Source organism: Sandarakinorhabdus sp., assembly GCF_041689835.1.
GTDB lineage: Bacteria > Pseudomonadota > Alphaproteobacteria > Sphingomonadales > Sphingomonadaceae > Sandarakinorhabdus.
The window spans coordinates 1-9,378 of sequence record NZ_JBDNFM010000115.1 but is presented as its reverse complement, the minus strand read 5'-3'; the positions used below and the strand labels follow the sequence as shown (position 1 = coordinate 9,378).

General features: G+C 60.5%; 6 protein-coding genes and 2 pseudogenes. 2 read left to right on the top strand and 6 right to left on the bottom strand.

From position 1 onward, the window contains the following. From ACESL8_RS06125 to ACESL8_RS06115, 3 genes and pseudogenes are all read right to left on the bottom strand, one after another. Positions 1-384: pseudogene (locus tag ACESL8_RS06125) on the bottom strand (hypothetical protein); the annotation flags it as partial. Continuing rightward, positions 377-2,368: a DNA topoisomerase IV subunit B gene (gene parE, locus ACESL8_RS06120; RefSeq protein WP_372916887.1), complete on the bottom strand. Its 1,992-nt coding sequence runs from the start codon at positions 2,366-2,368 to the stop codon at positions 377-379. The pseudogene ACESL8_RS06125 and the gene parE, both read right to left, overlap by 8 nt. A gap of 367 nt (positions 2,369-2,735) precedes the next feature. Then, a complete protein-coding gene (locus tag ACESL8_RS06115) occupies positions 2,736-3,074 on the bottom strand; it encodes a P-II family nitrogen regulator (RefSeq protein WP_372916885.1) in 339 nt (112 codons plus the stop codon). A gap of 460 nt (positions 3,075-3,534) precedes the next feature. Here ACESL8_RS06115 and ACESL8_RS06110 point away from each other — a divergent pair, with 460 nt between their 5' ends. Next, positions 3,535-4,893: an ammonium transporter gene (locus tag ACESL8_RS06110; protein ID WP_372916883.1), complete on the top strand. Its 1,359-nt coding sequence runs from the start codon at positions 3,535-3,537 to the stop codon at positions 4,891-4,893. A 202-nt stretch (positions 4,894-5,095) separates the two neighbouring features. Then, the gene (locus ACESL8_RS06105; protein WP_372916881.1) at positions 5,096-6,259 is read left to right on the top strand and encodes an outer membrane beta-barrel protein; all 1,164 of its coding nucleotides are present in this window, start codon (positions 5,096-5,098) and stop codon (positions 6,257-6,259) included. Positions 6,260-6,736: 477 nt separating this feature from the next. Here the strand turns inward: ACESL8_RS06105 and glnA are convergent, their stop codons facing one another. From glnA to ACESL8_RS06090, 3 genes and pseudogenes are all read right to left on the bottom strand, one after another. Further along, positions 6,737-8,146 carry a type I glutamate--ammonia ligase gene (glnA, locus tag ACESL8_RS06100; protein WP_372916879.1) on the bottom strand — a complete coding sequence of 470 codons (1,410 nt, stop codon included), beginning with the start codon at positions 8,144-8,146 and terminating at the stop codon, positions 6,737-6,739. A gap of 82 nt (positions 8,147-8,228) precedes the next feature. After that, positions 8,229-8,567, bottom strand: coding sequence for a P-II family nitrogen regulator (locus ACESL8_RS06095; RefSeq protein WP_054119870.1), 339 nt, complete (start codon positions 8,565-8,567; stop codon positions 8,229-8,231). Between the two features lie 217 nt (positions 8,568-8,784). Then, positions 8,785-9,378, bottom strand: a pseudogene (locus ACESL8_RS06090) (N-acetyl-gamma-glutamyl-phosphate reductase); the annotation flags it as partial.

Genomic DNA, 9,378 nt, shown 5'->3' with positions numbered 1-9,378 from the left:
CTGTGCAGCAGCAAAGCCTGCCTGCCGCAGCAGCAACACACCGCCGGCGTAAAGCCCAGCGACCAGCAGCGCGAGCGGCATAACAAAACGCAAATAGTGGCGAACATGGCTTGCGGCAGAGGCCTTGTCGCCCAGCCGCAGATGAGCCGCCACTTCGCGCAGGGCGAGCTGGTCACAGCCCACCACGGCAATGATGGACACCAGTTGCGCTGTCTGGATGGCCATAGCGTAACTTCCCAGCACCTCCGGCCCGCCAGCGCGCGCCAGCAGCAGGGTGACGACAAAGCCCGCGGCGATGTTCCCGGCCTTCACCCCCATCACGCTCAGATAGCGCAGCAGCGGTGCGATGTTCGCCCGCCAGCCCGATGGCGGCGCGTCAGGCATCGATGGCGTCGGCTTCGATCGAGGTGGCGTGGCTCTGGATGAAGTGGAAACGATGTTCGGGATTGCGCCCCATCAGCCGCTCGACAAGATCGGCAACGTCGGCGCGGCCATCCACATCTTCGGGCAGCTTCACCCGAATCAGGCAGCGGCGCTTGGGATCCATCGTGGTTTCCTTCAACTGCGATGGGTTCATTTCGCCCAGGCCCTTGAAGCGGCTCACCTCCACCTTGGTCCTGCCGGCAAACAGCGTCTTCATCAGCTCGGTGCGGTGGGCATCATCGCGGGCATAGGCCACGGTGCCGCCTGCCGCGAGGCGGTACAGCGGCGGCTGCGCCAGATACAGGTGGCCATCGCGCACCAGGCCCGGCATCTCGCGGAAAAAGAACGTCATCAGCAGGGTGGCAATATGGGCGCCGTCAACGTCGGCATCAGTCATGATAACGATGCGTTCATAGCGCAAATTCTCCGGCGCATACCGGTCGCGCGTGCCGCAGCCCATCGCCAGGGTGAGATCGGCGATTTCGCTGTTGGCGCCAATCTTGGCAGTGTTGGCGCTGGCCACGTTCAGGATCTTGCCGCGGATGGGCAGGATGGCCTGTGTGTTGCGATCGCGCGCCTGCTTGGCACTGCCGCCGGCGCTATCGCCTTCAACGATGAACAATTCGGTGCCCACCGCGTCATTGCGGGCGCAATCCGTCAGCTTTCCGGGCAGCCGCAGCGATGATTTGCTGGTCGCAGTCTTGCGCTTGACCATCATTTCCTGGCGGCGGCGCAGGCGGTCTTCCATGCGCTCGATCACAAACGCCAGCAGCCCCTTGCCGCGCTCGCCATTGGCCACCAGCCAGTGATCGAAATGATCCTTGATGGCGTTTTCCACTAGCCGCGTGGCTTCGGGGCTGGTCAGCCGGTCCTTGGTCTGGCTCTGAAATTGCGGCTCGCGGATGAACAGCGACAGCATGATCTCCGCCCCGGCAAACACGTCTTCGCCCGACAGGTCGCCGGCTTTCTTGTTGCCGGTCAGCCCGGCATAATTCTTGAGGCCGCGAGTGAGTGCCAGCCGCAGGCCGGCTTCGTGGGTGCCGCCATCGGGTGTGGGAATGGTGTTGCAGTAAAAGCTGGCCGAACCTTCGCCATATTGCGGCCAGGCACAGGCCCATTCCACCGCGCCCATCGGCCGGCCATCGGCAGCGGCAGGCAGATCGGTGCGGCCGGCAAACAAATCGGGTACCACCAGCGGGCGATCATCAAGCCGTTCCTTCAGGTGATCGGCAAGCCCGCCCGGGAAGGTGAACACCGCCGTTTCCGGCACGTCGGCGGTGACCAGTTCCGGAGCGCAGCGCCAGCGGATCTCGACGCCGCCGAACAGATAGGCCTTTGATCGCGCCAGTTTATACAGCCGCGCCGGTTTGGAGCGGGCATCCTCGCCAAAGATCTGGGCATCGGGATGAAAGCGCACGCTGGTGCCGCGCCGGTTCTGGGTGGGGCCGAGTTCTTCCAGTTTGCCCTGCGGCAACCCGCGCGAAAAACGCTGGCGATACAGCAGCTTATTGCGGGCAACCTCCACCACCGTATCATCCGAAAGCGCATTGACGACGCTGATGCCCACGCCGTGCAATCCGCCTGATGTGGCATAGGCCTTGCCGCTGAACTTGCCGCCCGAATGCAGCATGGTCATGATCACCTCCAGCGCCGATTTGTCCGGGAAACGCGGGTGCGGATCGACCGGGATGCCGCGGCCATTGTCGGTGATGGTCAGGCTGCCGTCAGCGTCCAGCGTTACCTCGATACGGTTGGCGTGGCCGGCCACCGCCTCGTCCATCGCGTTGTCGAGCACTTCGGCAGCAAGATGGTGGAGCGCGCGTTCGTCGGTGCCGCCGATATACATTCCGGGGCGGCGGCGGACGGGCTCCAGGCCTTCCAGCACCTCGATATGGCTGGCATCATAATCAGCAGAGCTTTGCGTGGCAGCGAACAGATCGGACATGACCGTTGTATAGGGCGCACCCGCGCGCGCCGCCAGCGGCTTGGAGAGCGGCTCGGGAAGCGACTGAGCACCAGGGTGCGACAATATTTTTTCGTCCTAAGTCATTTCGCGCATTGTTTTATAACATTGTGCAATGCAATAAGACTTTGCCGTTATGGCAATCCTCCCCAAGGATTTACTGGGGCCGGAACCGAGGTTCCGGCCCCTTTTTTTATGTTTATCAGCCGATTGGCGGATCCGAAGGGGTTTCTCTGGGTTGCGGCGGACTATTGTTGCAACGCACAAATTCCGGCAAGCTTCCCGATGAACGGCCGGGCTGCGCCGATTTTGGTGAACACCGTCCGGCTCTGGGACCGGCCGGTGCCGCTTACAACGCGTCGCTGTCGCGTTCGCCAGTGCGGATGCGCACGGCCATTTCAATCGACGACACGAAAATCTTGCCGTCGCCAATGCGGCCCGCGCGGGCTGAATTGGTGATGGCTTCCACCACCCGTTCAACCTGATCGTCTTCAACAACGACTTCCAGTTTCACCTTTGGCAGGAAATCCACGACATATTCAGCCCCGCGATACAGTTCAGTGTGGCCTTTTTGCCGGCCAAAGCCTTTTGATTCGGTTACTGTGATACCGGAAACACCAACTTCCGTCAGTGCCTCTTTCACTTCTTCCAGCTTGAACGGCTTAATGATCGCTTCAACCTTCTTCATGCCGTTCCCCTTTTTGCCGTGATCGCCAACATGCTCAGCGTTCAGGCCACCCCCGAACGCGTGATTGCGTTTGCGGCATTTGATCATGCCCCGCCACCGCAATTTGGCCTATATGGCGGCGGTTGCCCGGCTGTAGCGGGGCAGTGTCAGGGTTATCCAGCTGTTCGAGGCGCACAATTAGTCAGCGCACCGTCAAACGCCGTATGTTGTGCCGCAGCATCGAGGCGCATTTACAGGTTGTCGCGACCCGCAATGCAGCCGCCACAAGGCCATTCAGCTCCAGCTGAAATCCTGCGTGGCGGGTAAAATTGCACAAGCAACAACACTTCAGGCCGCAACCTGACGCCAAATATATTCCAGCCTTGAACATGAGAACACGGCGCTCAGGGCATATCATCAGCCAAGGTCCAAACTGTTTCAAACACCATCGGCGATCTTCATTACAGCGCAGGGGAAATTCATGAAAAAGACACTCCAAAGGCTGCTAGCGCCTGCCACATTCACGGCGATGTGCCTTGCGGCGGTAGGCCCGGCGATGGCAGCAGAAGCAGCAGCCCCCGTTGCCGACAAAGGCGACACAGCCTGGATGTTGGTTTCGACATTGCTGGTGTTGTTGATGATCCTGCCTGGGCTGCAACTGTTTTACGGCGGCCTCACGCGGTCCAAGAACATGTTGTCGACGATGACTCAGATCGGCGCGGCAACATGCCTGGCGATGCTGTTGTGGGTCGTGTTCGGCTATTCACTGGCATTCGGGCCAGACAATGCCGGTATGCTGAAGCCGTACATTGCAAGCCTTGATCGTCTGTTTCTGTCAGGCATCACGCCCGATTCAACGGTTGCAACGTTTACCGAAGGCGTGGTTATTCCCGAATATGTGTTCGTCTGTTTCCAGATGACATTTGCGGCCATCACCGTCAGCCTTGTGCTCGGTTCGGTGGTTGAACGGATCAAATTGTCGGCGGTGCTGGTGTTCACCACGGTCTGGCTGACCATCGTCTATCTGCCCATCGCTCACATGGTGTGGGCATCGTCGGGGCTGTTTTTGTCGGGGCTGTTTTTCGAAATGGGCGCGCTGGATTTTGCCGGCGGAACGGTTGTGCACATCAATGCCGGCGTGTCGGCGCTGGTGGCGGCCCTGATGCTTGGCAAACGGATTGGCTATGGTAAGGAAACCATGGCGCCGCACTCGCTCACCCTCACGATGGTCGGAGCGGGCATGCTGTGGGTTGGCTGGTTCGGCTTCAATGCCGGTTCCGCGCTCGAAGCCAACGGCTCGGCGGCTTTGGCCATGATAAACACCTTCGTTGCCACCGCAGCCGGCGCCTTGGCCTGGCTCGCCGTTGAAAAGATCGCCGGTCACAAGCCTTCGTCACTTGGCCTCGCGTCGGGTATCATCGCTGGTCTGGTTGCAGTCACGCCGGCGGCGGGGAATTCTGGCCCGATGGGCGCGATGGCGCTTGGCGTTGCGGCCTCGGTACTGTGCTATTTTGCCGTGGCGGTTCTCAAGCCGCGCCTTGGTTATGACGATTCGCTGGATGCATTCGGCATCCACGGGGTTGGTGGTATCGTCGGCGCAATCGGCACGGGCATCGTGTACGCGCCGTCACTGGGCGGCCCCGGCCCCGCCGATTTCGACATGATCAGCCAACTTGGTGTGCAGCTTGCCGCCGTGGGCACCACCATTGTCTGGGCCGCTGTCGGCACGGTGATCGCGGTCTTCGTTGCCAAGGCAATCACGGGGCTGCGCGTGAACAGCGATCTGGAGCGCGAAGGCCTTGATCTTGGCGAACATGGTGAGCGCGCCTACAATAATTAATCCATCCCGAAAATAATGGATGGCCTGATCCGATTTTGGGTCAGGCCATTCATATGTTCAAACAACTGAAGCTTGTTTCGCAGTTTCCAGCGTTTACGCCATTTGGCGTACATACTTATTATTCGTTGAAATGCACCATCGAATCTCTGTCGTCGTTTATCAGACGCCGGGTATTTGTTTGAATTTCGATGAAGGATACCGGATGATCAAGAAATTCGCACCGTGGCAGCGCCTCGCAGGGGCCGCCATTGCCATGGTCGCTGCTGCGTCGGCAGGCGGGGCAGCAGCGCAAGACGCACCGCCGCCATTGCTGCCGAGCCTCAGCGGCCCGATCAGTTACAATCCCAAGCCGCTCAGCGTCAGTCTGGGCAGCAGCAAGATCTATATCACCGGCATTGCCAGCGGCTATCTGGGCACCCAATCCAACACCACGCCGGGGGTCGCCAGCAGCTTAGCCGACGTTTCGAACGCGCAGGTGATCATCCAGAAACCCGAAGGCGTTTTCCAGTTTCTGGTGCAGGCCGGCCTGTACAGCCACGAAACGCTGGGCCTGCCTTACGCCCGCGCCGCCGCCTACACCGATGCTACATACGGCCCGGTGCCGCAGGCATGGGTGAAGATTGCGCCATCGGCCGCCTTCAACATCCAGGCTGGCATCCTGCCCACCCTGATCGGCCTTGAATCGCCGTTCAGCTTCCAGAATATGAACATCGAACGCGGTGTGCTGTGGGGCCAGGAAAACGTCCTCACGCGCGGCGTGCAGGCCAACGTCACAGCGGGCAAGATCAGTGCTGGCCTGGCACTCACCGATGGCTTTTTCTCGGGCAAGTTCAACTGGCTCAGCGGCATCGTGTCGTATGTCGATGGCCCGCACACACTGTCGTTGGTGCTGGGCGGCGCACTGAACCGCAACGCGCGTTCCACCTTTTCTACGCCGGTGGTGCAGAACAACAGCACAATCTTCAACGTGATCTACAGTTATTCTGGAGAAAAATGGCTGGTACAGCCCTATTTCCAATATGCCCGCGTGCCCGATCTGGCCTTCAACGGCACCACCAGAGCTGACAATTGGGGCGTTGGTGTGCTCGCGCGCTACAAGATCGACGACAATTGGGCGGTGCCGGTGCGGCTGGAGTATATCGACAGCAACGCACCGCGCGCGTCGGCGGCGAATTTCCTTTATGGCCCCGGCTCCAATGCGTTTTCGCTGACGGTGACGCCGACGTATACGTGGGACCGGTTTTTCATTCGGCCGGAAGTGTCGCTGGTGCAGGTTTCGGGGTTCACGCCGGGGGCGGCGTTTGGGACGACGGGGCTGGAAAAGAGCCAGGTGCGTGGTCGGTTGGAGTTTGGGGTGGTGTTTTAATCTCAGCCGGGCAGCGCGCGTGCCGCGCGCCGACTCGGGCAAGATCGGACGGCGAGTGAAAAAGGCGGCCCTCAGGCCGCCTTTTTTGACTCGTCCGACCCCGGATCAAGTCCGGGGCAGGCATTGCGGTTTTGCCGCGCTCCTTCTGGACTTTCTTTCTTCCCTTGTGATCTTGCCGCTCGCACCGTCCTTCCATTCGCGCGGGCTTGGCCCGCGCGCGGCGCTGACTGCGGGATAGGAGCTGCGGAAGGGCGATTCGGTGCCCAGCCCGTGCAGACGCGCTGGCCAAGCCATCGCCAAGGGGAGGGCGGCGCTGTTGGCACGCGCGTGAAGTGAAGGAAGGCAGGCAGGAAGAGCACGGCAAAGCCGCGCCGTCAGACGAGTCAAAAAGGGCAGCCCTGAGGGGCTGCCCTTTTCGCTCGCTGGCCGAGCGCGACGCGAGTTTGCCCGTAACGCTGCGCGTTACGGGCTCGCCGCTTACGCGCTGTAATACATATCAAATTCAACCGGCGCCGGCGTCATTTCCCAGCGCATCACCTCTTCCATCTTCAATTCGATGTACGAATCGATCTGGTCGTCGGTGAACACCCCGCCCTTGGTGAACACTGCCCGGCTTTTGTCGAGCGCGCCCAGGGCTTCACGCAAGGAGGCGCACACGGTCGGCACCTTCTTCAGTTCGCGCGGCGGCAGGTCATACAGGTTCTTGTCCATGGCCGGGCCGGGGTGGATGCGATTTTCGATGCCATCAAGGCCGGCCATCAGCAGCGCGGTATAGGCCAGGTAGGGGTTGGCCAACGCATCCGGGAAGCGCACTTCGACGCGCTTGGACTTGGCGCCGGTGCCGTAAGGGATGCGGCACGAAGCCGAACGGTTGCGGCTGGAATAGGCCAGCAGCACCGGCGCTTCAAAACCCGGCACCAGCCGCTTGTAGCTGTTGGTGGTCGGGTTGGTGAAAGCGTTCAGCGCCTTGGCATGCTTGATCACGCCGCCGATGAAATACAGGCACATGTCTGACAGTCCGGCATATTCATTGCCGGCAAACATCGGCTTGCCTTCTTTCCAGATCGAGATGTGGGTGTGCATCCCCGACCCGTTATCGGCCTTGATCGGCTTGGGCATGAAGGTCGCGGTCTTGCCATAGGCATGAGCGACCTGATGCACGACATACTTGTATATCTGCATCCGGTCGGCGGTCTGCACCAGCGTGCCGTAGGTCAGGCCAAGCTCGTGCTGGGCAGCGGCCACTTCGTGGTGATGCTTGTCGCAAGGTAGGCCCATTTCGAGCATGGTGGTGACCATCTCGCCGCGGATGTCCACTGCGCTATCGACGGGCGCGACTGGGAAATAACCGCCCTTGGCACGTGGGCGGTGGCCCATGTTGCCGCCATCATATTCCTTGCTGGTGTTGCCCGGCAGTTCGATGTCATCGATCGCGAAACCCGACCCGGCGTAGCCATCTTCGAAGCGCACATCGTCAAACATGAAGAATTCGGCTTCGGGGCCGACATAGACGGTATCACCGATCCCGGTCGACTTGAGGTAGACCTCGGCGCGCTTGGCGGTGGTACGCGGATCGCGCGAATACCAGTCGCCCGTCGATGGCTCAACGATGTCGCAGTTGATGATCAGCATCGGCGTGGCGCTGAACGGATCGATCCATGTTTCGGTCAGATCCGGCTTAAGGATCATGTCGGATTCGTTGATGACCTTCCACCCGGCAATCGACGAACCGTCGAACATCAGGCCGTCCTCAAGCTCGTCTTCGCCCATGATGCTGGCGACCATGGTGAGGTGCTGCCACTTGCCCTTGGGATCGGTGAAGCGCAGATCGACCCACTCGATTTCCTCGTCCTTGATCAATTTCAGGACGTCTTTCACTTTCGACATTAGCTTGGTGCCTCCACTTATCGGTTATGGCGTTCGGATGCTTGTGCCCGCCCACGCGGCAGGCACGAGAGGGTGCAGAAAATCAGATTGCGTCGTCGTTGGTTTCGCCAGTGCGGATACGCAGCGCGCTTTCGATTGCGGTGACGAAGATCTTGCCGTCGCCGATGCGTCCGGTCTGTGCGGCAGCGGCGATCGCTTCGACCACGCGCTCGGCCTGATCATCGGCGACGACCACTTCCAACTTCACCTTGGGCAGGAAGTCGACGACATATTCGGCGCCGCGATACAATTCCGTATGGCCTTTCTGACGACCAAAGCCCTTGGCTTCGGTGACGGTGATTCCAGACACGCCGATTTCGTGCAGCGCCTCCTTCACTTCGTCGAGCTTGAACGGTTTGATGATCGCTTCGATCTTTTTCACGTTATTCCCATCCGTGACTGGCTGATTGCTGACAAATTCTTAACAAGAATCATGCCAAGCCTGTTGATGCTGGCTTTAATCGATCCTTGCTGCCTGAAGACTCAGGGCGAAGATGTCTTTCGCCGATAGGTGCCGGTTAGCAAGATTATGGTGCACTGCGCAATGGTGCACAGCATCTGATCGGGACTTGCCTAAATTTTAAGCAGCGCTGCGGCACTCAAAGGCGCAAGCCGGTCGCCTCTGGCAGGCCGCACATCAAGTTCAGGTTCTGGATCGCCGCCCCGGACGCACCCTTGCCGAGGTTGTCGAGCACTGCAACGAGCCGGGCGTGCCAGCCTCCGGCATTTCCATGAACATAGAGTTCCATCGAGTCGGATGGTGGGGCATTCTGTTCCAGCAGAAGTTCTGAAACGCCGTTGTCCCCGCGCACTGCAATGACTGCGGATTCGGCGTAGAATTCCTCTAACGAGTGGCGCAGCTGTTCGGCCGTCGGCTCACCCGGCATTGCGCCCAGATGCAACGGCACTTCGACCACCATCCCGCGATAGGCCGGCACGACAGCTGGCGCAAAGATCACGCCATGTCTCAGACCCGCGTAAGCCTTCATCTCCGGACGGTGTTTGTGCGCCATGTCATAGCCATAGGCCCGGAAAGCCGGCGCGCCTTCAGCTTCAAACCGCTCGATCAGCGCGTTACCGCCGCCCGAATAGCCGCTGACCGCGTTGACGGTGAAGGGCCAGTCGGTGGGCAGCAACCCGGCCCGCACCAGCGGCGCGACGAGCGCAAGGAACCCGGTCGGGTAGCAGCCGGG